Genomic DNA, 24526 nt, shown 5'->3' with positions numbered 1-24526 from the left:
CGGTTCAGCCCCGCGGCAGGGTGAGTTCGAACCAGACGGACTTGCCGGTGGCCGTCCGGCTGGCGCCCCACTCACGCGCCAGGGTGCTCACCACGCGCAGTCCGCGCCCGGACTCGTCGCCGGGGCCGGCGCTGAGCAGGGTGGGCAGGTCGTGGCCGTCGTCGTCCACCTCGCACAGCAGCGTGTCCCCGCGGACGAGCCGCAGCGCGACGGGACCGCCGCGGGAGTGCCGTACGGCGTTGGTGACGAGTTCGCCGGCCAGCAGCTCGGCCTGGTCGGCGAGCCCGGCCAGCCGCCAGGTGTGCAGTTGCTCGCGGACCACGGCACGGGCGCGGCGCACCTGCGCCGGGTCGCGGGCGAGGCGCCACTCGGCGACGTCGTCCGGCGCGATGCCGTTCAGCCGGGCCATGAGCAGGGCCACGTCGTCCTTGCGGCCGCCGCGGGTGTTCAGGGCGCGGATGATGGTGTCGCAGGCGTCGTCCATGGACGCGGCCGGATGGGCGGCGGACTCGCACAGGGCGGCGAGGCGGACGCCGATGTCCTCGCCACGCACCTCGACCAGCCCGTCGGTGCACATCACCAGCCGGTCGCCGGGGCGCACCGGTACGCGTACCGCCTCGAAGGGCACCCCGCCGACGCCGATCGGCGCGCCCGTGGGCAGGCCGAGCAGCTCGCTGCGGCCGTCCACGGCGCGGACCAGGACCGGTGGGATGTGGCCCGCGTTGGCGAGGTGGAGCTCGCCGGCGACCGGGTCGTAGACGGCGTACAGGCAGGTGGCGAGGTAGCCGTCGCCGAGCCGCTGGGCGAGGTCGTCGAGGTTGCGCAGCAGCCGGGCCGGCGGCAGGTCGAGGGCCGCCATGGTCTGCACGGCCGTGCGCAACTGGCCCATCATGGCGGCCGAGTTCAGGCCGTGGCCCATCACGTCGCCGACGACGAGCGCGGTGCGGGCACCCGGCAGCTTGACCGAGTCGAACCAGTCGCCGCCGACGCGGCCCAGCAGCGTCCCTGGCAGGTAGCGGGTGGCGATGTCGCAGCCCGCCCGGTGCGGCGGGATGTGCGGCAGCATGCTGTCCTGGAGGGTCTCGGCGACGTTCTCCTGGTGGGTGTACATACGTGCGTTGTCGAGCACCAGGGCGGCGCGGGAGGCGAGTTCGGCGCCGGTGACCCGGTCCATGTCGTTGAACTCGGGCCGCTCGGGGTGGCGCAGCAGGACCATGAAGCCCAGCACCACGTTGCGCGCCTTCAGAGGCACGATCAGCATCGAGCGGTCGGTGATGAAGGGCCGCATGTCGCGCTTCTCGAACTGCTCCGCGATCGCCTGCCCCATCTCCTCGCCGATGTGCGGGATCAGGACGGGGTCACCCGTGGTCATGCACTGGAAGAAGGGCGTGTGCGCCGGGATCTGCATGGACTCGCCGACCGGGACGGTGTCGTCCCAGCGGCCGGGTTCGTCGGTGTGCTCCAGGGCGACGCGGTGCCACAGGGTGGTGGCGTCGGGCGCGCCCTCGGGGAACCCCTCGCCGGCGACGACCTGTTCGCGCAGATACGTGCACGCCACGTCGGTGAAGCGGGGCACGACGGCGGTGCTGACCTCGTCGATCGTGCGGGACAGGTCGAGGGAGGTGCCGATCCGGCCGCTGACCTCGTTGAGGAACTCCAGCCGCTCGCGCACCGCGGCGTACTCGAGGTCCTCGGCGTCGTCGAGGAGGTGCCGCGGCACCGGTTCACCGGCGGCCAGGGCCCGCGCGGCCCGCTGCCGGCGCGCCAGTCGTCCGGCCCGCCGGGACACGCCCCAGTCGGGCGTGACGGGCACCCGCTCGTTCCGGCTGAACTCCAGTACCGGATAGCCGAGTTCGAGGACCTGCGCGACGATGCGGGCGCTTTCGCGGACGCTCATGCCAGGCAGGATCTCGGGCAGCCGCCGGGCGAGTTCCTCGGCGCCGGGGAAGTCGGTGTGCAGGGCGAAGGCGGGCACGACGCGCTCGGGGGCCGCCCGGCCGCCGGGCCCCTGGCCCTCGGCGTCCTCGTCGTCCTCGTCGTCGTGCACCGCGGCCGCGTCGGCGGCGAGCACCAGCAGCCGCTCCCGGCCCGGGCCCGCCAGCGGGTAGGCCCACCACAGGACGTCGGTCCGCCCCCGCCCCGCCTCAGCGGGCTCCGCCGTCCCGCCGGGCTCGCGCCCGGGCACGGTGAGGCGGGCGCGGCCCGCGGCCGGGTACGGCAGCGGGCCGTCCAGGGACGACCCCAGCGCGGGCCCGTCCCACGCGGCGGCGTGCTCGTCGTGGGCCCTCTCGTCCTCCTCGGGCAGCGCGCCCGAGACGGGGAGCAGATCGGCGGCCGGCCGGCCGATCGCCTTCTCCTTGGCGGTGCCGAAGAGCCGCCACGCACCTCTGCTCCAGTGGGACACCAGGCCGTCCCGGTCGACGACGACCACAGCCAGCGGCACGCGGCCGGCCTCGCCGGCGTCCCCCGCCGACGCGCCGTCCCCGGCCCCCCGGCCGAGAGATGCGTCCCTGTCGGTGCCACGGTCCATGGCGCAGGCCTCTCTCCCCACGGCTCCGCAAGATCTGTTTCCCCTTCCACCACGGTACGGGGGCGGCCGGTGGCGATGTGTGACAACGCCGGAATTGGTCCGGGCCGGGCGCGCTCCCGGCGCGCGGAAACGTGCCGGGGGTACCGGGCTTCAGTCCTCGTGGCCGAGCTGGAGGTCCCGTTCCGTGCGTCCCCCGCCCGCCACCTGCAGCACCGTGGCCACCGGCGGGTAGCCGGCGGCGATCACGGTGTACTCGCCGGACGACAGGTCGACGAAGCGGAACGTGCCGTCGGCTCCCGTGGTGAGCGTGTCGACGACGTTGCCGGCGGCGTCGAGGAGGGTCACGCGGGCGTCCTCGACGGGCCGCCCGCCGGTGGCCCGGACGGTGCCGCGCAGCACGGCGCCGCCCGCGAGCTCGACGTCCTGGCGGGTCTCCCGGGAGGCCTGCACGGAGACGGGCAGCGCGGCCGGGCGGAAGGCGGGCGCGCTGGCGGCGAGGGTGTACTCCCCGGCGACCAGCTCGGTGATGACGTACCCGCCCTCGCGTCCACTGCGGGTGCTCGCCACGACCTCGCCGTGCACGTTGGTCAGCGTGACGGTGGCGTCGCGGACCGGGCTGCCGTCCGCGGTGAGGACGCTGCCCGCGAGGCGGCCGGCGCCGCCGAGGACGACGTCGAGTTCGACCGGGCGCTCCCCCACGGTGACGGACACCGCCTGCGGCTGGTGCCCGCCGGCCGCCGCGATCAGGACGTACGACCCGGAGCCCGGCGTGGACAGCGCGTACCGCCCGTCCTCCCCACTCGCGCCGCGCCCGATCTGCTGTCCGGTGACGTCGATGAGGGTCAGCGCCGCACGGGGCACCACGGTGCCGTCGGCGTGCTGCACCGTGCCGCAGACGGGCACGCCGGCGGGGAAGGGCGCACGGGCGTGCGGGATGCCGGCGGTCGTCCGCGTGGTCTCCGCCGGGGATGCGGGGGCGTTGTGGGACACCAGGGGTCTCTCCTTGAGGAAGAAGGCGATGAGCAGGCCGAGGACGAGCACCGGCACGAGGTACAGGAAGATTCGCGGCATGGCGTCGGCGTACGCCCGGATGTAGGCGTCGCGCAGTTGCGGTGGCAGGGAGTGCACCAGTTGCGGGGTGATCGACTCGGGGTCGGGCAGACGGGCGCCGGCCCGGGCGGGGACGCGTGCGGCGAGGGCGTCGGTGAGCCGGTCGGCGAAGAGGGTGCCGAAGACGGCGGCGCCGACGCTGCCGCCGATCTGCCGGAAGTAGTTGTTGGCGCTGGTGGCCGTGCCGAGGTCCGCGGGGCGCACGGAGTTCTGCACGGCGAGGATCAGGACCGGCATGACCAGGCCGATGCCGGCGCCGAGGACGGCCATCCAGACGCTGTAGTGCAGCCGGGGCGTGTCCACCTCGAGACGGGAGAGCAGCCACATGCCGGCCGCGGAGAGCGCGCCGCCGGCGACCGGGTACGCCTTGTAGCGGCCGGTGCGGCTGATGAGCTGCCCGGAGACGATGGAGGCCACCACGATGCCGCCCATCATCGGCAGCATCAGCAGGCCCGACTCCGTGGCCGAGGCGCCGTCGACCATCTGCAGGAAGGTCGGCAGGTAGCTGGCGGCGCCGAACAGCGCGACGCCGACGACCAGGCCGACCAGGCCGGTGACGTTGAAGACCGAGTCCCTGAACAGCCGCAGCGGGATGAGGGGTTCTGCGGCGAAGCGCTCGACGACGAGGAAGAGCAGGGCGGCCGCCGCGGCGCCCGCGCCCAGGCCGAGGATGACGCGCGAGCCCCAGGCGTACTCGGTGCCGCCCCAGCTGGTCAGCAGCACCAGGCAGGTCGAGGCCGCGGTGAGCAGCAGGGCGCCGAGCAGGTCGAGCCGTCCCCTGGTCGCGGGCCTGGGCAGCTTCAGCACGGCGGTGACGACGGCCAGGGTCAGCAGGCCGAAGGGCACGTTGACGTAGAAGCACCACCGCCAGGAGAGGTGGTCGGTGAAGTACCCGCCGAGCAGCGGTCCGGCGACGGAGGCCAGGCCGAAGGCGGCGCCGATGAGCCCCATGAAGCGGCCGCGCTTCCGGGGCGGCACGATGTCCGCGATGATCGCCTGGACGCCGATCATGAGCCCGCCGGCTCCGACGCCCTGGACGGCCCGGAAGGCGATGAGCTGGTCCATGGTGGTCGCCCGCCCGGCGAGCGCCGAGCCGGCGACGAAGACGACGATGGCGAACTGGAAGACGCCCTTGCGGCCGAGGAGGTCGCCGAGCTTGCCGTAGATCGGCAGTCCGACGGTGGCCGTGAGCAGGTAGGCGGTGATCGCCCACGACATCCTGTCCAGGCCGTGCAGCTCACCGACGATCTTCGGCAGGGCGGTGGCGACGATCATCTGCTCCAGCGCTGCCAGCAGCAGCGCGAGCATCAGTCCGAAGAACACCAGCCGCACGCGGCGCGGCCCCAGGCCGGGGCCCGGGGCCGGGTCCGGCGGCGCAGCGGGGGTCTTCGGCGGCGCCGGGGCCGTTTCGTCCCGCACCAGAGTGATCCCGCCCACGTACCGCTCCCCTCGTCGCGCCTGCCGCACCGTTCCCGCGTACGGCGAGAACTGCGGGCAAGCACGACGGGTTACGGCACACCGCCTGAACGACGGGAGATGCACTCGAACCGGTGAGGGGGCCAACACGGCCCGGCACCGGCCCCGTTGGGACGCCCGGGGGCCGGGGCCCCTACTTCTCGGTCTCGGCGGCGAGCCGCGCGAGGACCGCGTCGTGGATGCGGGCGAGCCCCTTGGGCGCGAAGGTCCGCTCGAAGAACCCGCCGATGCCGCCGGCGCCCTTCCAGGTCGCGGTCACGACGACCCGGGACTTCCCCTCGCCCGCCGGGGTGACCCGCCAGGTGGTGACCATCGAGGAGTTGCGGTCCTTCTCGACGAGCTCGCCCTCGGAGGGCTCGGTGACCTCCAGCAGGCAGTCGCGGACGCGCTTGGACGTCGCCTGGAGCTTCCAGTGGACGAGCGTTCCCTCCCCGTCGCCGCCCTCGCGCACCTCGTACTCGCTGAACTGTTCGGGCAGCAGCCGCGGTCGTGTGCCGCGGTAGTCGGCGAGGGCGTCGAACACCTTCTCCGCGTCCGCCGCGACGACCCGCTCCGTAGTGGCCTCGACCTGCGCCATGAGGTTCCTCCAGGACTTGCGTTTCCAGGGTGGGGACAAGCCAACCACCCCGTTCACCGGCCCCCCAAATCGGGGTTCCGCCCGTGGTCGATCGGGGGCGGGGAGGCGACCGGGGTCCGACACAGCGGGCGATCATGGGAACGTGTGTTCTATTCTGGGGCCCAGTGCTACCGAGGAGGCGTCATGCGCTGGGACAATCTCGCCCTGGAGTCGGACCACGGCCGGGCGGACGCCGCGCTGTTCGGCGCGGACTCCGTGACCACCCGTACCTTCGACACGCCCGAGTTCCGCGGCATCACCTTCCACGAGGTCCGGGCGCGCTCGATCGTCAACCGGGTGCCGGGCGCCTCCCGCATGCCCTTCGAGTGGACGGTCAACCCCTACCGGGGCTGCACCCACGCGTGTGTGTACTGCTTCGCCCGCAGGACACACGGCTACCTGGACCTGGACACGGGGATCGGCTTCGACACCCAGATCGTGGTCAAGGTGAACGCGCCGGACCTGCTGCGCCGCCAGCTGTCCTCGCGCCGCTGGCAGGGCGAGCACATCGCGATGGGCACCAACGTCGACTGCTATCAGCGCGCCGAGGGCCGGTACCGGCTGATGCCCGGCATCCTGGCCGCCCTGCGCGACCATGCGAACCCCTTCTCCGTCCTCACCAAGGGCACGCTGATCCTGCGCGACCTGGAGCTGCTGAAGCAGGCGTCCAAGGTCACCGACGTCGGCATCTCGGTCTCCGTGGGCTTCACCGACGCCGAGCTGTGGCGCACGGTGGAGCCGGGCACACCGACGCCGGAACGCCGTCTGGACGTCGTGCGGACCCTCGGCGAGCACGGCATCGGCTGCGGCGTGCTGATGGCCCCGGTGATTCCCTTCCTGAGCGACCACCCCGCCCAGCTGCGGGCCACCGTACGGGCGATCGCGGAGGCCGGCGCCACCTCCGTCACCCCGCTGGTGCTGCACCTGCGGCCGGGTGCCCGCGAGTGGTTCACGGCCTGGCTCGGCCGGCACCACCCGCACCTGGTGCCCCGGTACGAGCGGCTGTACGCGGAGGGCGCCTACGCACCGACGTGGTACCAGCGCCGGATCACCCGTCAGGTCCACGAACTCGCGCAGGAGTACGGCATCGGCCCCACGGGCGCCCGGGCGTGGCGGCGCGTCCGGCCGCCGGAGCCCGCCCCGTCCGGACCGGCCGAACCGTCGGAACCGTCGGAACCGGTCCAGCTGACGCTGCTCTGAGAACCCCCGGCGGAAGGGGCGCCCGGCACGCCGGCGCCCGGCACGCGCTCCGAGATCGTTCGAGGGCATCACGCGACCCGATCGGGTCAACGACCGCCAGAACACCTCCTTCTCGTGGCCCTTTCCCGGGACGATGCGGCGAGGATCGCGAGCCCCGCGGTCCGCAGCCGCTCCGTCCTGGGAGAACCATTGATGAGAGAACGCGCCGCGGTGCTGTGCGGTGCCGCCGTCGTGGTGGCCGGCTCCTTCACGGCCGTCCCCGCCGACGCGAGCACCTCGCCGGCCGCGGTCACCGCGCGGGCAGAGGTCGCGAAGGTCGCCTGGAAGAAGTGCGGCACCAAGGACTACCCGGCCCTGCAGTGCGGGTCGCTGAAGGTGCCGCTCGACCACCGCAGCCCGGCCGGGCAGCAGATCACCCTGGCGCTGTCCCGCGTCCCGCACACGGCGAGGACGTACCAGGGACCGCTGCTGGTCAACCCCGGCGGGCCGGGCGGCAGCGGCCGGACGCTCGCCGGGTTCGTCGCCAAGTCCCTGCCCGCCGCGGTGGCGGCGCAGTACGACGTCATCGGCTTTGACCCGCGCGGGGTGGGCGCGAGCCGGCCGGCCCCGGACTGCGTGCCCGGCCACTTCGCCCCGGTGCGCCCCGACTCGGTACCGGCCACGCCCGCGATCGAGCGGGCCAACCTGGCGCGCGCCCGGTCCTTCGCCGCCGCCTGCGGCAGGAAGTACGCGAGCCTGCTGCCGCACCTCGACACCGTCAGTGCCGCCACCGACCTGGACGCGATCCGCAGGGCCGTGGGCGCGGAGAAGGTCAGCTACTTCGGCTACTCGTACGGCACCTACCTCGGCGCGGTGTACGCCAAGCTCTTCCCCCAGCGGGTGCGCCGCCTGGTCCTCGACTCGGTGGTCGACCCGGCCGGCGTCTGGTACGACGACAACATCCAGCAGGACTACGCCTTCAACGACCGCCACCGGGCGTTCCTGGCGTGGGTCGCCCGGCACGACCCCGCGTACCGGCTGGGCACCGACCCGGCGAGGGTGGAGGCCAAGTGGTACGCCATGCGGGCGGCGCTGGCGAAGAAGCCGGCGGACGGGAGGGTCGGGGCCTCCGAACTGGTGGACACCTTCGTCCCGGGCGGCTACTACAACGGCTACTGGCCCTACCTGGCCGAGGCGTTCGCGGCGTACGTGAACGACGGGGACACCGCTCCCCTGGCCCAGGTCTACGAGGACTTCGGCGCCGTGGACCCGGCGGGGGACAACGGCTACAGCGTCTACACCTCCGTGCAGTGCCGCGACACCGCCTGGCCGCGCGACTGGCGGACCTGGCGCGAGGACAACTGGGCCGTGTACGCCAAGGCACCCTTCATGACCTGGAGCAACGCCTGGTACAACGCACCGTGCGCGTTCTGGCCGACCGGCTCGACGGCCCCGGTGAACGTCGCCAACAGCAAGCTGCCGCCGGTGCTGCTGTTCCAGGCGACCGACGACGCGGCCACCCCGTACCGGGGCGGCGTCACGATGCACCAGCTTCTGACGGGCTCCAGCCTGGTCGTCGAGGAGGGCGGCGGGAACCACGGCATCACGCTGAGCGGGAACGCCTGCCTGGACAAGTACCTGGCGGCGTATCTGTCCGACGGCGCCGTGCCCCGCGGGCGGGGTGTGGCCGACGCCGTCTGCCGGAAGCTGCCCGACCCGCGGCCGCTGGGCGAGAGGACCGCCTCCGCGGCTCCCCGTCCCGGGGGCGGCGCGCGCGCCGTCCCGTCCGCCGCCTCACCCGGTGCGCGGCTGCACGCGCTGGTGGGCTTCCGCCGCTGAGCGGCTGTCCGGCGCACCACGCCGGGTGCGGGACGGCCGGAACGGTGGTCCACCATGGGACGCATGAGTGAACTGACCAGGATTCCCGCGCCCGACGGGGTGGCCCCCGCCGCCCAGTACACCCATGTCGTCCTCGGCACGGGCCGCTTCGTCGCGGTGTCGGGCCAGCTCGCCCTGGACGAGGCCGGCGCGCTCGTGGGCGAGGGCGACGCCGCGGCGCAGGCCCGGCAGGTCTTCGAGAACCTCCGCCGCTGCCTGGCCTCCGCCGGGGCCCCCTTCGACGACGTCGTCAAACTCACCTACTTCGTCACGGACATGGCGCACCTGCCCGCCCTGCGCGCGGCCCGCGCCGAGCACCTGCCCGACGACCGCCTCCCGGCCGTCTCCGCCGTCCAGGTGGCGGCCCTGGTGCGCCCCGAGTTCCTGATGGAGGTCGAGGCGTTCGCGGTGGTGGGCTAGTGACGGACCCGCGAGCGCACGGCGGCTGACACGACGTCAGGCGTACGCCCCGGCGTCACCCCGCCCACTGCGCCGCACGGCACACGACGCAGCCGCGGGCGGCCGTGCCGGCGGGACCGGACGCGACGGCGGGGCGGCGCGAGCGGGCGCGGCACGGCACCGGCAGCCGGATGATGACCCGGTTCCCATCCCCGCGCGGGCATGCGCCCCGCGCGGCGAGGTCACCTCCGCTTCGGGATCCGTGCCAGGGCGTGCACCGCCGCCTCCGCGAGCGCCGGGTGGGCCAGGGCCTCGTTCAGCACGGGGCGGGCGCGGGCGTCGCCCAGGGCGCCGAGGCCCTCCACGCAGGCGAGGGCCACGCGGCGGTAGGGGTCGTGGGGGCGGAGCCGGCGCTCCAGCGTGGTGATCAGGGCCGGCACCGACTCGGGCGCCCGCAGCTCGGCCAGCAGCCGGACCGGGTGCAGTGCGTAGGCGACGCGCAGTTCGTTGGTGGCGAGAGCGGCCGCCGCCCGGGCGGTGCGGGGATCGCCGAGCCGGGCCAGGGCGTACGCCGCCGACGCGCAGCGCTGCGGTTCCCGGTGGTTGAGGAGCAGCACCAGTGACTCGAAGGCGCGCCGGTCGCCGGCCAGTCCCAGCCGGAACGCGGCCAGTTCCCTCGCCCACAGCGGCTGCCCGGGAGCCGTGAGCACCTCGGCCAGTTCGTCCGTGTCCTGGGTGGCCGTCAGATGATCGAACGCCGCCGAGCCGCCCGACTCCTGCCGTAAGCGCTCCGTGAGCGCCCGCAACTCCTCGTCCACGAGAACCAGCGTAGGGGCGCCGGGGGCTGCGAAGGGACCCGCATCACAAACTCGGGGGGTGGCGCGCTCGTTACCCGCCGGTTAAGCTCAGACGAGCGAGTTACCCACTCGCGCAGACTCGCGGTGGCCTGGTGACGCAGCCACGGCGAGTGTTGTCGGTTCGGTACGCCAGTACCGCAGTACGACTCGGCTCCGGGACAGAGCCGGTCGGTTCGGCCGGCCGCCGGGCGTGTGCACGCCCGCGGCGTCCGGCACCGGGCGTGTGCGCTCGCAGCCCGGCAACACCCGCGATCCCTCTTCCGCCCCCGGTGCGCCCCTTCCGGCGCGCCGGGCGCGTTCCCAGTCGTCACCCTCATTTCTGGAGTCCCGCGATGGCCACTCCCCTCTCCGACACCTCCACCTCCCCGCTGAAGACCGTCGCCGTCGTCGGCCTCGGCACCATGGGCACCGGCATCACCGAGGTCCTCGCCCGCGCCGGCCGGGAGGTCGTCGGCATCGACGTCAGCGAGGCCGCGGCCGCCACATGCGTGGCCGCCCTGGAGTCCTCCACCGCCCGTGCCGTCGAGCGCGGCCGCCTGACCGAGGAGGAACGCGCGGACGCCCTGGCCCGCGTGCGCACCTCCACCGACCTCGCCGCCGCGGCCGACGCCGACCTGGTCATCGAGGTGGCGCCCGAGTCGTACGAGGTCAAGCAGCAGATCTTCCGGGAGCTGGACGGCATCGTGCGGCCGGAGACGATCCTGGCGACCGGCACCAACGCGCTGTCCGTGACGCGCCTGGCCGCCGACTCCGCCCGTCCCGAGCGCGTGCTCGGCCTGCACTTCTTCAACCCCGCGCCGGCGATGAGACTGGTCGAGGTCGTCTCCTCGGTGCTGACCGCGCCGACGGCCGTCACCGCGGTCACCAATCTCGCCCTCGACCTGGGCAAGGAGCCCGTCGCGGTCGGCGACCGGCCTGGTTTCGTCGCCGACGGCCTGCTCTTCGGCTACCTCAACCAGGCCGCCGCGATGTACGAGGCCAGGTACGCCTCCCGCGAGGACATCGACGCCGCCATGCGGCTCGGCTGCGGGCTGCCGATGGGCCCGCTGGCGCTGCTGGACCTGGTCGGCATCGACACCGCGCGCACGGTCCTGGACGCGATGTACGCCGAGTCCCGCGACCGGCTGCACGCCCCCGCCCCGATCCTGAAGCAGCTCAGCGAGGCGGGGCTGACGGGACGCAAGGCCGGCCGCGGCTTCTACACCTACGAGGCGCCGGGCAGCGGCACCGTCGTGGCGGACGCGCTGACCCCGCGGGAGGACGGCAGCCCGGTGCCGGGGCGTCCGGTCCGCTCCGTCGGCGTCGCGGGTTCGGGCACCATGGCCTCCGGCATCGCCGAGGTCTTCGCCAAGGCCGGCTACGGGGTCGTGCTCGCCGCCCGCAGCGCGGAGAAGGCACAGGCCGCCAAGGCCCGTATCGGCAAGTCCCTCTCGCGCTCCGTCGACAAGGGCCGGCTGACCGCCGAGGCCGCGGCGCAGACCCTGGACCGGATCACGGCGACGGGCACGTACGACGACTTCGCCGACGTGGACCTGGCCGTCGAGGCGGTCGCCGAGGACCTGGCGGTCAAGCAGCAGCTGTTCGCGACGCTGGACAAGGTCTGCAGGCCGGGCGCCGTGCTGGCCACCACCACCTCGTCGCTGCCCGTCGTCGCCTGCGCCCGCGCCACCTCGCGCCCGCAGGACGTGATCGGCATGCACTTCTTCAACCCGGCGCCGGCCATGAAGCTGGTCGAGGTCGTCCGCACGGTGCTGACCGCCGACGACGTCCACGCCACCGTGCGCGAGGTCTGCACCAAGGTCAGGAAACACGCCGTGGACTGCGGGGACCGGGCGGGCTTCATCGTCAACGCGCTGCTGTTCCCGTACCTCAACAACGCGGTCAAGATGGTGCAGGAGCACTACGCGTCCCTCGACGAGATCGACGCGGCGATGAGGCTGGGCGGCGGCTACCCCATGGGGCCCTTCGAGTTGCTGGACGTCGTCGGCCTGGACGTCTCCCTGGCCATCGAGAAGGTCCTGCACCGCGAGTTCCGGGACCCGGGCCTGGCGCCCGCGCCGCTTCTGGAGCACCTGGTGGCCGCGGGCTGCCTCGGCCGCAAGACGGGCCGCGGCTTCCGCGAACATGCCCGCCGCTGAGGACCCCGCGGACCGGCTCCCCCCGGGCGAGTGGGGCGGACTGCTCGACCCGGGCGGGTTCGTCCCGCCCGGCCGGCCCGGCGCTCCCCCGCCCGACGCGGGCGGGGGAAGCCGGGGACCTGCGCATCGGGCCGCGCACATGCAGTACGTTCGGGTCATGTCCCAGCCCGCCAAGTCCGCACGTACACCAGCCGCGCCCGACGCGCCGGAGAGCACCGCAGGTTCCCGCGCGGCCGCCCAACGGCTCAAGATGCGCCGGGAGCTGGCGGCCGCCGCGATGGAGCTGTTCGCGACCAAGGGGTACGAGGCGACGACTGTCGACGAGATCGCCGCGGCGGCGGGGGTCGCCCGCCGCACCTTCTTCCGTCACTTCCGCTCCAAGGAAGAGGCGATCTTCCCCGACCACGACGACACCCTGATCCGCGCGGAGGCCGTGCTCAAGGCGGCCCCGGCGCACGAGCACCCGCTCGACACGGTGTGCCGCGGGATCAAGGAAGTCATGAGGATGTACGCGGCCCGGCCGGAGATCTCGGTCGCGCGCTACAAGCTCACCCGCGAGGTGCCGACGCTGCGGGAGGCGGAGATCGCCTCCGTGGCCCGCTACGAGCGGCTGTTCACGCGCTACCTGCTGGGCCACTTCGACGAGCGCGCGCACGCCGACGACGCCAACGACGACCCGCTGCTGGCCGAGGTCGCCGCGTCGGCCGTGGTGACCGCGCACAACCACGTGCTGCGGCGCTGGCTGCGGGCGGGCGGCCAGGGCGACGTGGAGGCGCAGCTGGACCACGCCTTCGCCATCGTGCGCAGGACGTTCGGCACCGGGATCGGGGCCGGCCGCGGCACGGCGCCCCAGCCGGCGCCGGCGCCGGCGGCGGCGGTTGCCCGGCAGGGCGAGGTGCTGGTGACGGTCGCCCGGACCGACGCTCCCCTCGACGAGGTCATGCGGACGATCGAGGAAGCCCTCAAGGACCGCTGAAGACCGCCGAGGGACCGCCGAGCGCCTCCCGGTGCGGCCAGGACGGAACCGGCGCGGACACTGTGACGACGGCCACCCCTCGGGGTGGCCGTTTTGTCATGTCAGGACCCTTGTGGCGCGAGGTGTGCCCGCAGTTCGATCGATCATCGCTCATCTGTCGCGTAAAGATTTCGTCTGAGCGAAATTACTGGCACTCAGTGCCTTGCGAGCTGACACGCGGTGTCATACGTTGAAGGGGTCCGGGCGGCCGGCGTGCAGGACCGAACGCACGTCGGCTGTCCCCGCAAGCCTCCCCCGGGCTCCTCGAGTCAGGGGACCCCGGCTCGCGCGCCCGGACGCCTGCGTCACAGGCAACCTCCCGCGCCACCAGCGCCGCCGAAGCACCACCCCGCCGAACCGACGGCACCCTCTCACCCACCCTCAGCAGCACCCGACGCAACCCTCAGCGCCCCTCCCTCAGGGCGCTCACCGCCGGAGGCAACACCGTGACCGTGAAGGACATCCTGGCCGCGATCCAGTCGCCCGACTCCACGTCGGAGGACTTCGCCGCCCTCCCGCTCCCCGAGTCGTACCGCGCGATCACCGTGCACAAGGACGAGACCGAGATGTTCGCGGGCCTCGCCACGCGCGACAAGGACCCCCGCAAGTCGATCCACCTCGACGAGGTGCCGCTGCCGGAGCTCGGCCCGGGCGAGGCCCTGGTCGCCGTCATGGCCTCGTCGGTCAACTACAACTCGGTGTGGACGTCGATCTTCGAGCCGCTGTCGACGTTCGGCTTCCTGGAGCGCTACGGCCGCACCAGCGAGCTGGCCAAGCGCCACGACCTGCCGTACCACATCATCGGCTCCGACCTCGCGGGCGTCGTCCTGCGCACCGGCCCCGGAGTCAACGCCTGGCGGCCCGGGGACGAGGTCGTCGCGCACTGCCTGTCCGTCGAGCTGGAGTCCAGCGACGGCCACAACGACACCATGCTCGACCCCGAGCAGCGCATCTGGGGCTTCGAGACGAACTTCGGCGGCCTCGCCGAGATCGCGCTCGTGAAGTCCAACCAGCTGATGCCCAAGCCGGACCACCTCAGCTGGGAGGAGGCCGCCGCCCCCGGCCTGGTCAACTCCACCGCCTACCGCCAGCTGGTCTCCCGCAACGGCGCCGGCATGAAGCAGGGCGACAACGTGCTCATCTGGGGCGCGAGCGGCGGACTCGGCTCGTACGCCACGCAGTTCGCCCTGGCCGGCGGCGCCAACCCGGTCTGCGTGGTCTCCAGCGAGCAGAAGGCGGACATCTGCCGCTCGATGGGCGCCGAGGCGATCATCGACCGCACCGCCGAGGGCTACAAGTTCTGGAAGGACGAGAACACCCAGGACCCGAAGGAGTGGAAGCGCTTCGGCAAGCGCATCCGCGAACTCACCGGCGGCGAGGACATCGACATCGTCTTCGAGCACCCCGGCCGGGAGACCTTCGGCGCGAGCGTGTTCGTCACCCGCAAGGGCGGCACCATCACCACCTGCGCCTCCACCTCGGGCTACATGCACGAGTACGACAACCGCTACCTGTGGATGTCCCTGAAGCGCATCATCGGCTCGCACTTCGCCAACTACCGCGAGGCCTGGGAGGCCAACCGGCTCATCGCGAAGGGCAAGATCCACCCGACGCTCTCGAAGGTGTACTCCCTGGAGGACACCGGCCAGGCCGCCTACGACGTGCACCGCAACCTCCACCAGGGCAAGGTGGGCGTGCTGTGCATGGCCCCCGAGGAGGGCCTGGGCGTGCGCGACCACGACAAGCGCGCCCAGCACATCCACGCCATCAACCGCTTCCGGAACATCTGAGAACGCGGAGGCCATGATGACTGAGCGTCAGACCGCCGAGGGCAACAGGGAGAAGGACCGGCCGTGGCTCATGCGCACGTACGCCGGTCACTCCACGGCCGAGGCGTCCAACGAGCTGTACCGGCGCAACCTCGCCAAGGGCCAGACCGGTCTGTCGGTGGCGTTCGACCTGCCGACGCAGACCGGCTACGACCCCGACCACGTCCTCGCCCGCGGCGAGGTCGGCCGGGTCGGCGTGCCCGTCGCGCACCTCGGTGACATGCGCCGGCTGTTCCAGGACATCCCCCTGGAGCAGATGAACACCTCGATGACGATCAACGCCACCGCCATGTGGCTGCTGGCGCTCTACCAGGTCGTCGCGGAGGAGCAGGGCGCGGACATCACCCGGCTCCAGGGCACGACCCAGAACGACATCGTCAAGGAGTACCTGTCGCGGGGCACCCACGTGTTCCCGCCCGGTCCCTCGCTCCGCCTGACGACGGACATGATCGCGTACACGGTCTCCCACATCCCGAAGTGGAACCCGATCAACATCTGCAGCTACCACCTGCAGGAGGCGGGCGCCACGCCGGTGCAGGAGATCGCGTACGCGATGTCCACCGCGATCGCCGTCCTCGACGCGGTGCGCGACTCGGGCCAGGTGCCGCAGGAGCGCATGGGCGACGTCGTCGGCCGCATCTCCTTCTTCGTCAACGCGGGTGTCCGCTTCGTCGAGGAGATGTGCAAGATGCGGGCCTTCGGCCGCATCTGGGACAGGATCACGCGCGAGCGGTACGGCATCGAGAACCCCAAGCACCGCCGCTTCCGCTACGGCGTCCAGGTCAACTCCCTCGGTCTGACCGAGGCGCAGCCGGAGAACAACGTCCAGCGCATCGTGCTGGAGATGCTGGCCGTGACCCTGTCGAAGGACGCCCGCGCGCGTGCCGTGCAGCTGCCGGCCTGGAACGAGGCGCTGGGCCTGCCCCGGCCCTGGGACCAGCAGTGGTCGCTGCGCATCCAGCAGGTGCTCGCCCACGAGAGCGACCTGCTGGAGTACGACGACATCTTCGAGGGCTCGAAGGTGATCGAGGCCAAGGTGGAGGAGCTGGTCGAGGCGGCGCTCGCCGAGATCGACCGGATCCAGCAGATGGGCGGCGCGATGGCCGCCGTGGAGTCCGGCTACCTGAAGTCGCAGCTGGTCGCCTCGCACGCCGAGCGGCGGGCCCGGATCGAGTCCGGGCAGGAGAAGATCGTCGGCGTCAACATCTTCGAGTCGACCGAGCCGAACCCGCTCACGGCCGACCTGGACACCGCCGTCCAGACGGTCGACCCGGCGGTCGAGGCCCGCGTCGTCGACTCCCTGCGGCAGTGGCGCGACACCCGCTACCAGCCGCCGTTCAACCACCCGCGTCCCTGCAAGGCGCTGGAGCGGCTGAAGCAGGCGGCCAAGGGCACCGAGAACCTCATGGAGGCCACCCTGGAGTGCGCCCGCGCCGGTGTCACGACCGGCGAGTGGGCGGGGGCCCTGCGCGAGGTGTTCGGCGAGTTCCGCGCCCCGACCGGCGTGTCGTCCGCGCCGGTGGCCGTCGCCGCCGAGGAGGGCAGCGCGCTGGCCCGGGTCCGCCGCACGGTGGAGCTGACCGCCCGCGACCTCGGCGTCGGCAAGCTCCGCTTCCTGGTCGGCAAGCCGGGCCTGGACGGGCACTCCAACGGCGCCGAGCAGATCGCCGTACGGGCCCGCGACGCCGGGTTCGAGGTGGTCTACCAGGGCATCCGGCTGACACCCGAGCAGATCGTGGACGCGGCACTCGCCGAGGACGTGCACGCGGTCGGCCTGTCCATCCTCTCCGGCTCGCACGCGCAGCTCGTGCCGGACGTGCTGGAACGGCTCCGTGTGGCGGGTGCCACAGATATACCGGTGATCGCCGGTGGCATCATCCCCAACGGTGATGCCGAGCAGCTCAGGGCAGCCGGAGTGGCCGCGGTCTTCACCCCGAAGGACTTCGACATCACCGGAATCATCGGCCGCATCGTCGACGAGATCCGGAAAGCGAACAAGCTCGACCCCCTGGAGGTCCCCGCATGACCGCCCACCCGTCTCCCGCCACCGCCGCTCCCACGAGCGGCTCCGCCGGGCAACCTGTGAACCGTCTCCGTCCGCGGCGCTCCTGCCTGGCCGTGCCGGGCTCGAACCCGCGCTTCCTGGAGAAGGCGCAGGGCCTGCCGGCGGACCAGGTGTTCCTGGACCTGGAGGACGCGTGCGCGCCGCTGGCCAAGCCCGATGCGCGGCACACGATCGTCAAGTTCCTCAACGAGGGTGACTGGACGGGCAAGACCAGGGTCGTGCGCGTCAACGACTGGACGACCGAGTGGACGTACCGGGACGTCGTGACCGTGGTCGAGGGCGCGGGCCCCAACCTCGACTGCATCATGCTGCCGAAGGTGCAGAGCGCCGAGCAGGTCGTCGCCCTCGACCTGCTGCTGACGCAGATCGAGAAGACGATGGGCTTCGAGGTCGGCCGCATCGGCATCGAGGCGCAGATCGAGAACGCGCAGGGCCTGAACAACGTCAACGCGATCGCGCAGGCTTCCCCCCGCGTGGAGACGATCATCTTCGGCCCGGCCGACTTCATGGCGTCGATCAACATGAAGTCGCTGGTCGTGGGCGAGCAGCCGCCCGGCTACCCGGCGGACGCCTACCACTACATCCTGATGAAGATCCTGATGGCCGCCCGCGCCAACAACCTCCAGGCGATCGACGGCCCCTACCTGCAGATCCGCAACGTCGACGGCTTCCGCGAGGTCGCCGGCCGCGCCGCCGCGCTCGGCTTCGACGGCAAGTGGGTGCTGCACCCCGGCCAGGTCGACGCCGCCAACGAGGTCTTCTCGCCCTCCCAGGAGGACTACGACCACGCCGAGCTGATCCTGGACGCGTACGAGTACTACACGTCCGAGGCGGGCGGCAAGAAGGGTTCGGCGATGCTCGGCGACGAGATGATCGACGAGGCCAGCCGCAAGATGGCGCTGGTCGTCGCGGGCAAGGGCCGCGCCGCCGGCATGCGGCGCACCAGCACGTTCGAGATCCCGGAGGCGTGAGGGGCATGCAGTTCGGACGGACGTACGAGGAGTTCGAGGTCGGTGCGACGTACAAGCACTGGCCGGGCAAGACGGTCACGGAGTACGACGACCACCTGTTCTGTCTCCTCACCATGAACCACCACCCGCTCCACATGGACGCGAACTACGCGGAGAGGACGACGGACTTCGGCCGCAACGTCGTCGTCGGGAACTACATCTATTCGCTGCTGCTCGGCATGTCCGTCCCGGACGTCTCCGGCAAGGCGATCGCCAACCTGGAGATCGAGTCGCTCAGGCACGTGGCGCCGACCTTCCACGGCGACACGGTCTACGGCGAGACGACGGTGCTCGACAAGTGGCCGTCGAAGTCGAAGAACGACCGCGGCATCGTCCACGTCGAGACCAAGGGCTACAAGCAGGACGGCACGCTCGTGTGCGTGTTCCGCCGCAAGGTGATGGTGCCGACCGAGACGTACATCAAGGAGCGCGGCGGCGAGCAGCCCGGCCGCCCGGTCCTCTCCGAGCCCCGAACGACGCCCCCGGCGGGCGGCGCCCCTGGTCCCGAGCCGAAGTCGCAGGAGAAGTAGATGAGCCGTCTCGCCCAGACCCACGGCCTCACGGACATTCAGCGGGAGATCGTCTCCACCGTCCGTGACTTCGTGGACAAGGAGATCATCCCGGTCGCGACCGAGCTGGAGCACCGCGACGAGTACCCGCAGCAGATCGTCGACGGCCTGAGGGAACTCGGCCTGTTCGGTCTGATGATCCCCGAGGAGTACGGGGGTCTGGGCGAGTCGCTCCTGACCTACGCCCTGTGCGTGGAGGAGATCGCCCGCGGCTGGATGTCGGTGTCCGGCATCATCAACACCCACTTCATCGTCGCGTACATGCTCAAGCAGCACGGCACGCAGGAGCAGAAGGACCACTTCCTGCCGAGGATGGCGGCCGGCGACATCCGCGGCGCCTTCTCGATGTCGGAGCCGGCGCTCGGCTCCGACGTGTCGGCGATCTCGTCCAAGGCGGTCAGGGACGGCGACGAGTACGTCCTGACCGGCCAGAAGATGTGGCTGACGAACGGCGGCACGTCCTCGCTCGTGGCCGTCCTGGTCCGCAGTGACGAAGGACACCCCGACGGCACCGCCCCGCACAGGTCCATGACCACCTTCCTGGTGGAGAAGGAGCCCGGCTTCGGCGAGGTCCGCCCCGGCCTGACCATCCCGGGCAAGATCGAGAAGATGGGCTACAAGGGCGTCGACACCACCGAGCTGATCATGGACGGGCTGCGCATTCCGGCCGATCGGGTGCTCGGCGGCGTCACCGGCCGAGGTTTTTACCAAATGATGGACGGCGTGGAGGTCGGCCGTGTGAACGTGGCCGCCCGCGGCTGCGGCGTCGCCCAGCGCGCCTTCGAGCTCGGTGTCCAGTACGCCCAGCAGCGCCACACGTTCGGCAAGCCGATCGCCCAGCACCAAGCCATCCAGTTCAAGCTCGCCGAGATGGCCACCAAGGTCGAGGCCGCACATGCGATGATGGTGAACGCAGCGCGCAAAAAGGACTCCGGTGAGCGAAACGACCTCGAAGCGGGGATGGCGAAGTACCTCGCCTCCGAGTACTGCAAGGAGGTCGTGGAGGACGCCTTCCGGATCCACGGCGGCTACGGCTTCTCCAAGGAGTACGAGATCGAGCGCCTCTACCGCGAGGCCCCGATGCTGCTCATCGGCGAAGGTACCGCCGAGATCCAGAAAATGATCATCGGCCGCAGGTTGCTCGAGGAGTATCGATTCCAGGGCTGATCGTCCGGGTACGGGGTGTTTTCTTCGAGAAGAAGATCACACCCCGTCAGCGGTGTTCGGCCGCCGACTCGGCTGCTCGGCTTACCCAGTTGCGGCCCTTAACCGCTACGATCGCGTAAAGCCGCCGTCCCCCGTCAGAAGCGCGGCGTCATCCGCTACGAAGGTCATTCATGCCCCACAGCCAAACCTCTGCACCTCGCGACAGCCTGGTCGGCACACGCCTCGCGCGCGGAGCATCGCCGTGGCTTCTTCCGACCGTCGCCACCGCCGCCCTCAGCCTGGTCCGCGCCCGCCGCTCGGGTGCCGCCAAGGCCGTCGCCGTCCCCGCCACCGCGCTCGCGGCGGGGATGCTGTGGTTCTTCCGCGACCCCGAGCGCGAGATCACCCAGGGCCGGGTGATCTCGCCCGCCGACGGCGTGGTGCAGAGCATCATGCCCTGGAAGGACGGCCGCACACGCGTCGCGATCTTCATGAGCCCGCTCAACGTCCACGTCAACCGCGCACCGCTGGCCGGCACCGTCACGTCGGTCGAGCACATCCCCGGCGGGTACGTTCCGGCTTTCAACAAGGAGAGCGAGAACAACGAGCGCGTCGTCTGGCACTTCGACACCGAGCTCGGTGACATCGAGATGATCCAGATCGCCGGCGCGGTGGCCCGCCGCATCGTCCCCTACATCCCGTCGGGCACGAAGGTCGAGCAGGGCGACCGGATCGGTCTGATCCGCTTCGGCTCGCGCGTCGACCTGTACCTGCCCGAGGGCGTCGAGGTGGCGGTCGAGGTCGGCCAGAAGACCGTGGCTGGGGTGACTCGCATTGACCGTGATTGATCCACAGACCCAGGCGGGCTGGGTGCCCGGGGCCGACGAGGCCGACGACGAGGAGGAGATGCCCCTCTCCCTGCGTCTGTCGATAGCGGACACCCTCACCCTCGGCAACGCGACCTGCGGCTTCATGGCGGTGTACTTCACCACCACCGGCATCCTGATCCCGCACCTCACCGGCAGCCAGGAATCGGGCATGGCCCGGCACAGCGCCGCGACGGCGGTCATCCTGATGCTGTGCGCGGCTGTCTTCGACCTGTTCGACGGCTTGGTCGCACGGAAGCTGCGCTCGTCGCCCATGGGCGCCGAGCTGGACAACCTGTCCGACCTGATCAGCTTCGGTCTGGCCCCGGCGTACTTCGTCCTCGTCTACGGCATGGTCGCCGACGACGCCCACCAGAGGGTGGCGGCTCTGGGCGCCATCGTCGTGCTGCTCGCCGTGGTGCTCCGGCTCGCGCGGTTCAGCTGCGTGACGATGAAGGACGGCGTGTTCCAGGGCATGCCCTCGCCGTTCGGCGCGCTGACGGTGGTGTCCATCGTGCTGCTGGAGCTGCCCTTCGTGGCGACGCTCCTGGCGATCCTCGGCATCGCGTGGCTGATGGTGAGCCGCGTGGAGTACCCCAAGCCGCGGGGCCGCCTCGCGGTGGCGATGCTGTCGTGGATCGTGCTGTCGATGGGCCTGCTGGCGGCCTGGGCCTTCGAGGCCCCGAGCGGCCAGCTGCTCCTGCAGACCGGCTGCGCGCTGCAGCTCGTCATGGGCGCGGTGATCCCGCTGTTCGCCACGGCTCGCCGGGTGAACAACTTCCGCGACAACCGTCGCGAGGCGCGGGCGGCACAGCTGCCGTAGCGCCGCCGGCGGCCGCGGCGGCCGTACGACGGAAGGGCCCCGAACCGGATGGTTCGGGGCCCTTCGGCTGTTCCCGGCCGCGTTCGCGCCGCTCCGGCCGGAGAGCGACGCCCGGCCCTCACTGCTCCGGCCGCGGGCGCCGCCTACGAACGTGTGAGCGCGGACGCGTTGCGGCGGGCGACTCCCGACGCGAGACGGGCGCGTGCAGGCACCGAAGCCAGCGGGGTACGGACGGCTCCGGCGGGCCCACGGCCGCGCCGGGACACGTCGGGACGCATGCGGAATCGTCCGTCAGGACAGGAGGTCCCGGGCGATCCGCTCCGCGACCCGCTCCAGGACCGGGCCCGCCTGCGCGATGCACGTCGCCACGTCGGGCTCGACGTCGGTCAGTGCGTACGCCCGCCGGATCCCGGCGCGGTCCAGCTCCTCCGGTGCCAGCGCCAGCCGGCCGCACACCGCGACGACCTCCCGGCCGGCCGCCCGCGCGGCCGCGGCGACACCCGCCGGGGCCTTGCCGTGCAGCGTCTGCTCGTCCAGCGAGCCCTCGCCGGTGATCACCAGCGCGGCCCGTTCCAGCGCCGGCGCGAACCCCAGCACGTCCAGCATGACCTCGATCCCCGGCCGGAAGGCCGCCCCCAGGACGAGCGCCCCGTATCCGATGCCGCCGGCGGCCCCCGCCCCCGGTGAGGCCGCGTACTCGGCCGTCCTCGCCCCGATCGCGCTCTCCAGCACCTTCGCGTAGTGCGCGAGCGCCGCGTCCAGTGCCTCGACGTCGTCCGGCGAGGCGCCCTTCTGCGGGCCGTACACGGCCGCCGCGCCCGTGGGTCCGGTCAGCGGGTTGTCGACGTCGCTGGCGAGCACCAGTTCGACCGAGGCGAGGCGGGTGTCCAGTCCGGACAGGTCCACGCGGGCGAGCCCGGCGAGTCCCCCGCCCCCGGGCGGGACGGGCTCGCCGCGGGCGTCCAGGAACCGTGCCCCCAGCGCGGACAGCATCCCCGCGCCCCCGTCGGTCGTCGCGCTGCCGCCGACCCCGAAAACGATCGTGCGCGCCCCCGCGTCCAGTGCGGCCCGCAGCAGTTCGCCGGAGCCGTACGTGGACGCCGTCAGCGGGGCGAAGACGCCCGCCGGCAGCCGCTGCAGCCCGCTGGCCTCGGCCATCTCCACGACGGCCGTGGCGCCCCGCAACGCGAAGGCGGCGGTCACCTCGTCCCCGAGGGGGCCGGTCACCCGTACCTCCCGCCGCTCGAACCCGGCCGCGACGGCCGCGGCCACGGTCCCGTCGCCACCGTCGGCGACCGGCAGCGCCTCCACCGCGAGGTCCGGTACGGCCCGGCGCAGTCCGGCCGTCACCCGCTCGGCGACCTCCACGGCCGTCAGCGAGCCCTTGAACTTGTCCGCGGCGACGAGCACTCCCCGTGCCGTCGACGATCCGCACACCGCAGCGTCCGCCACCTTGCCATCCCCTTGCTCTCCGGCCCCGTCGCACGTCGGGCCAGTCGCGCCGCTGCGACCCTAACCGCAGACCACGCCCGCCGCCATGTCCTCGCCGACGCCCCGGGACCGCCCACGCCCCGGGACCGCCCGCGGCCGGGCCGCCCGTGGTCGGCAGCACAGCCGGTACACCCGGCGCAGCGGCCGCGGTCTCGATCGCCTCCCCCGACGGACGTCCGACGAGCCGTCGGCCGAAGGACTGCCTCCCGACTCCTGCGGATGGCCCGCCTCCCCCTCCGAGTGGCTGCCACCGGGGCTCGGCATCACTCCGATGCCACGCGAAATCACCCGGTGGGACGGTGTCGCGGCGCACGTTCGCTCGATCGCGTCAACGCTGGGGTGTCATCGACTCCCATCGACAGCGAGGCACACAATGACGGTATCCGGTATACGCGGCTCGCTGCTCCGCAGCGACGTGCTGCGCGTGACGACGGCGAGCTGTGCGATCGGCGCCCTGTGCGCGGTCACCGCGGCCGCGGCGGTGGCGGAGAGCGGTGCGAACGCCGCCCGGCCGACCGTCGTCCTGGTGCACGGCGCCTTCGCGGACGGCTCCAGCTGGGACGGGGTGATCGAGCGGCTGGAGCGGCGCGGGTACACCGTCATGGCCCCGGCCAACCCGCTGCGCGGCCTCCACAGCGACGCCGAGTACCTCGCCTCCGTCCTGAAGACGATCAAAGGTCTCATCGTCCTGGCCGGCCACTCCTACGGCGGTGCCGTCATCAGCACGACCGCGGCGGGAGACCCCCGGGTGAAGGCGCTGGTCTACGTCAACGCGCTGATGCCCGATGTCGGTGAAAGCGGCATGTCACTGTCCGCCCGCTTCCCCACCGCTCTGGGCACCGCCACACGGTCCGTGCCGTACCGGACGGCCGGCACCGGGGGCACCGACCTCTACCTCGAGCGGGACAAGGTCCACCCGGTCTTCGCCAACTGCCTGACGGAGGACCGGGCGAACCTGCTGGGCGTCACGCAGCGCCCGGCCGCGACGACCGCGTTCTCCGAGACGGCGAAGGTGGCCGCCTGGAAGGAGATACCGTCCTGGGCGCTGGTGGGACGGCAGGACATGACCATCAGCCCCGAGCAGGAGCGCTTCCAGGCCCGGCGAGCCCACTCCCACACCGAGGAGATCGACTCCTGCCACGTCTCCCTCATCGCCCGCCCCGACGCCGTGGCCGACCTGATCCTCCGGGCCGCCACCGCCACCGCCCCAGCCACCGCGACCGCGACCGGCTCCGCGCCCCGCCTGGCCGACTCCGCCACCGGCGTGCGCGGCGAGCGGGTGACCCTCCTCGGCGCCATCGCCGCCACCTGCCTCACCGCGGGCGCGGCAGCACTGTTCCTCGGCCGGCGACTGCGACGCACCCCGCACTGAGTTCCCCCCGCGTGCCCGCCGACGGAGTGACGACCGGCACCGGCCAGGCTCGGCAGGGCGGGAAGCCGGTCCACCGCCGGGCCGGCGGCGGCACGGCGCGGTCCGGCCGTCCGGGCGCCCCTTCGGCACGCCGGCGATCTTCCGCCCGCCTTCCCCG

Annotated in this window: 18 protein-coding genes; 13 read left to right on the top strand and 5 right to left on the bottom strand. The window is 72.4% G+C overall.

Going from position 1 to position 24526, the window contains the following annotated elements; genetic code table 11:
- Window positions 1-4 precede the first annotated feature (4 nt).
- The 3 genes from ACWDNY_RS01055 to ACWDNY_RS01045 all read right to left on the bottom strand — a co-directional run bounded on the left by ACWDNY_RS01055 (window position 5) and on the right by ACWDNY_RS01045 (window position 5693).
- Complete coding sequence (locus ACWDNY_RS01055; RefSeq protein ID WP_451643571.1) at window positions 5-2530, bottom strand: SpoIIE family protein phosphatase; 2526 nt, start codon at window positions 2528-2530, stop codon at window positions 5-7.
- A 150-nt stretch (window positions 2531-2680) separates the two neighbouring features.
- On the bottom strand, window positions 2681-5077 hold the full coding sequence (locus ACWDNY_RS01050; protein ID WP_451643570.1) for an MFS transporter: 2397 nt from the start codon (window positions 5075-5077) through the stop codon (window positions 2681-2683).
- A gap of 172 nt (window positions 5078-5249) precedes the next feature.
- Window positions 5250-5693: an SRPBCC family protein gene (locus tag ACWDNY_RS01045; RefSeq protein ID WP_451643569.1), complete on the bottom strand. Its 444-nt coding sequence runs from the start codon at window positions 5691-5693 to the stop codon at window positions 5250-5252.
- Between the two features lie 183 nt (window positions 5694-5876).
- Here ACWDNY_RS01045 and ACWDNY_RS01040 point away from each other — a divergent pair, with 183 nt between their 5' ends.
- From ACWDNY_RS01040 to ACWDNY_RS01030, 3 genes are all read left to right on the top strand, one after another.
- Complete coding sequence (locus tag ACWDNY_RS01040) at window positions 5877-6932, top strand: Rv2578c family radical SAM protein (protein WP_451643568.1); 1056 nt, start codon at window positions 5877-5879, stop codon at window positions 6930-6932.
- A 192-nt stretch (window positions 6933-7124) separates the two neighbouring features.
- Complete coding sequence (locus ACWDNY_RS01035) at window positions 7125-8750, top strand: alpha/beta hydrolase (RefSeq protein WP_451643567.1); 1626 nt, start codon at window positions 7125-7127, stop codon at window positions 8748-8750.
- Window positions 8751-8813: 63 nt separating this feature from the next.
- Window positions 8814-9209 (top strand): RidA family protein, encoded by a 396-nt coding sequence (locus ACWDNY_RS01030; protein ID WP_451643566.1) that lies wholly within the window; start codon window positions 8814-8816, stop codon window positions 9207-9209.
- A 221-nt stretch (window positions 9210-9430) separates the two neighbouring features.
- Here the strand turns inward: ACWDNY_RS01030 and ACWDNY_RS01025 are convergent, their stop codons facing one another.
- Entirely contained in the window at window positions 9431-10006 is a 576-nt protein-coding gene (locus ACWDNY_RS01025; protein ID WP_451643565.1) for an adenylosuccinate lyase, read from the bottom strand.
- Between the two features lie 371 nt (window positions 10007-10377).
- On the opposite strand from ACWDNY_RS01025, the gene ACWDNY_RS01020 reads away from it, so the two are divergent.
- The 9 genes from ACWDNY_RS01020 (at window position 10378) to pssA (ending at window position 21506) form a co-directional block, all read left to right on the top strand.
- The gene (locus ACWDNY_RS01020; RefSeq protein WP_451643563.1) at window positions 10378-12183 is read left to right on the top strand and encodes a 3-hydroxyacyl-CoA dehydrogenase family protein; all 1806 of its coding nucleotides are present in this window, start codon (window positions 10378-10380) and stop codon (window positions 12181-12183) included.
- Window positions 12184-12340: 157 nt separating this feature from the next.
- Window positions 12341-13159 (top strand): TetR family transcriptional regulator, encoded by an 819-nt coding sequence (locus ACWDNY_RS01015; protein WP_451643562.1) that lies wholly within the window; start codon window positions 12341-12343, stop codon window positions 13157-13159.
- A gap of 485 nt (window positions 13160-13644) precedes the next feature.
- Window positions 13645-14988, top strand: coding sequence for a crotonyl-CoA carboxylase/reductase (gene ccrA, locus ACWDNY_RS01010; protein ID WP_451643561.1), 1344 nt, complete (start codon window positions 13645-13647; stop codon window positions 14986-14988).
- A 16-nt stretch (window positions 14989-15004) separates the two neighbouring features.
- Window positions 15005-17053 carry a protein meaA gene (locus ACWDNY_RS01005; RefSeq protein WP_451643671.1) on the top strand — a complete coding sequence of 683 codons (2049 nt, stop codon included), beginning with the start codon at window positions 15005-15007 and terminating at the stop codon, window positions 17051-17053.
- Complete coding sequence (locus ACWDNY_RS01000; protein WP_451643560.1) at window positions 17050-18063, top strand: HpcH/HpaI aldolase/citrate lyase family protein; 1014 nt, start codon at window positions 17050-17052, stop codon at window positions 18061-18063. Before ACWDNY_RS01005 ends, ACWDNY_RS01000 begins: the two co-directional genes overlap by 4 nt.
- Before the next feature lie 5 nt (window positions 18064-18068).
- A complete protein-coding gene (locus tag ACWDNY_RS00995; protein WP_451643559.1) occupies window positions 18069-18632 on the top strand; it encodes a MaoC family dehydratase in 564 nt (187 codons plus the stop codon).
- Window positions 18633-19838: an acyl-CoA dehydrogenase family protein gene (locus ACWDNY_RS00990; protein ID WP_451643558.1), complete on the top strand. Its 1206-nt coding sequence runs from the start codon at window positions 18633-18635 to the stop codon at window positions 19836-19838.
- A gap of 170 nt (window positions 19839-20008) precedes the next feature.
- On the top strand, window positions 20009-20665 hold the full coding sequence (locus ACWDNY_RS00985) for a phosphatidylserine decarboxylase (RefSeq protein ID WP_451643557.1): 657 nt from the start codon (window positions 20009-20011) through the stop codon (window positions 20663-20665).
- A 22-nt stretch (window positions 20666-20687) separates the two neighbouring features.
- The gene (pssA, locus tag ACWDNY_RS00980) at window positions 20688-21506 is read left to right on the top strand and encodes a CDP-diacylglycerol--serine O-phosphatidyltransferase (RefSeq protein WP_451643670.1); all 819 of its coding nucleotides are present in this window, start codon (window positions 20688-20690) and stop codon (window positions 21504-21506) included.
- Between the two features lie 291 nt (window positions 21507-21797).
- Here pssA and ACWDNY_RS00975 read toward each other — a convergent pair whose 3' ends face one another.
- Window positions 21798-22958, bottom strand: a complete 1161-nt coding sequence (locus tag ACWDNY_RS00975) for a glycerate kinase (RefSeq protein ID WP_451643556.1) — start codon at window positions 22956-22958, stop codon at window positions 21798-21800.
- Window positions 22959-23370: 412 nt separating this feature from the next.
- Here ACWDNY_RS00975 and ACWDNY_RS00970 point away from each other — a divergent pair, with 412 nt between their 5' ends.
- Entirely contained in the window at window positions 23371-24369 is a 999-nt protein-coding gene (locus ACWDNY_RS00970) for an alpha/beta fold hydrolase (protein WP_451643555.1), read from the top strand.
- Window positions 24370-24526: the final 157 nt, after the last annotated feature.

Source organism: Streptomyces sp. NPDC003697 (assembly GCF_053587115.1).
The sequence above is the reverse complement of the archived record's forward strand: the minus strand, read 5'-3'. Positions and strand labels throughout refer to the sequence as shown.

Coding starts and splice junctions, on each gene's coding strand:
- ACWDNY_RS01040 (WP_451643568.1), top strand. CDS start 5,877: ATGCGCTGGGACAATCTCGCCCTGGAGTCGGACCACGGCCGGGCGGAC.
- ACWDNY_RS01035 (WP_451643567.1), top strand. CDS start 7,125: ATGAGAGAACGCGCCGCGGTGCTGTGCGGTGCCGCCGTCGTGGTGGCC.
- ACWDNY_RS01000 (WP_451643560.1), top strand. CDS start 17,050: ATGACCGCCCACCCGTCTCCCGCCACCGCCGCTCCCACGAGCGGCTCC.
- ACWDNY_RS00985 (WP_451643557.1), top strand. CDS start 20,009: ATGCCCCACAGCCAAACCTCTGCACCTCGCGACAGCCTGGTCGGCACA.
- ACWDNY_RS00970 (WP_451643555.1), top strand. CDS start 23,371: ATGACGGTATCCGGTATACGCGGCTCGCTGCTCCGCAGCGACGTGCTG.
- ACWDNY_RS01015 (WP_451643562.1), top strand. CDS start 12,341: ATGTCCCAGCCCGCCAAGTCCGCACGTACACCAGCCGCGCCCGACGCG.
- ACWDNY_RS01005 (WP_451643671.1), top strand. CDS start 15,005: ATGACTGAGCGTCAGACCGCCGAGGGCAACAGGGAGAAGGACCGGCCG.
- ACWDNY_RS01055 (WP_451643571.1), bottom strand. CDS start 2,530: ATGGACCGTGGCACCGACAGGGACGCATCTCTCGGCCGGGGGGCCGGG.
- ACWDNY_RS00990 (WP_451643558.1), top strand. CDS start 18,633: ATGAGCCGTCTCGCCCAGACCCACGGCCTCACGGACATTCAGCGGGAG.
- ACWDNY_RS00995 (WP_451643559.1), top strand. CDS start 18,069: ATGCAGTTCGGACGGACGTACGAGGAGTTCGAGGTCGGTGCGACGTAC.
- ACWDNY_RS01030 (WP_451643566.1), top strand. CDS start 8,814: ATGAGTGAACTGACCAGGATTCCCGCGCCCGACGGGGTGGCCCCCGCC.
- ACWDNY_RS01045 (WP_451643569.1), bottom strand. CDS start 5,693: ATGGCGCAGGTCGAGGCCACTACGGAGCGGGTCGTCGCGGCGGACGCG.
- ACWDNY_RS01020 (WP_451643563.1), top strand. CDS start 10,378: ATGGCCACTCCCCTCTCCGACACCTCCACCTCCCCGCTGAAGACCGTC.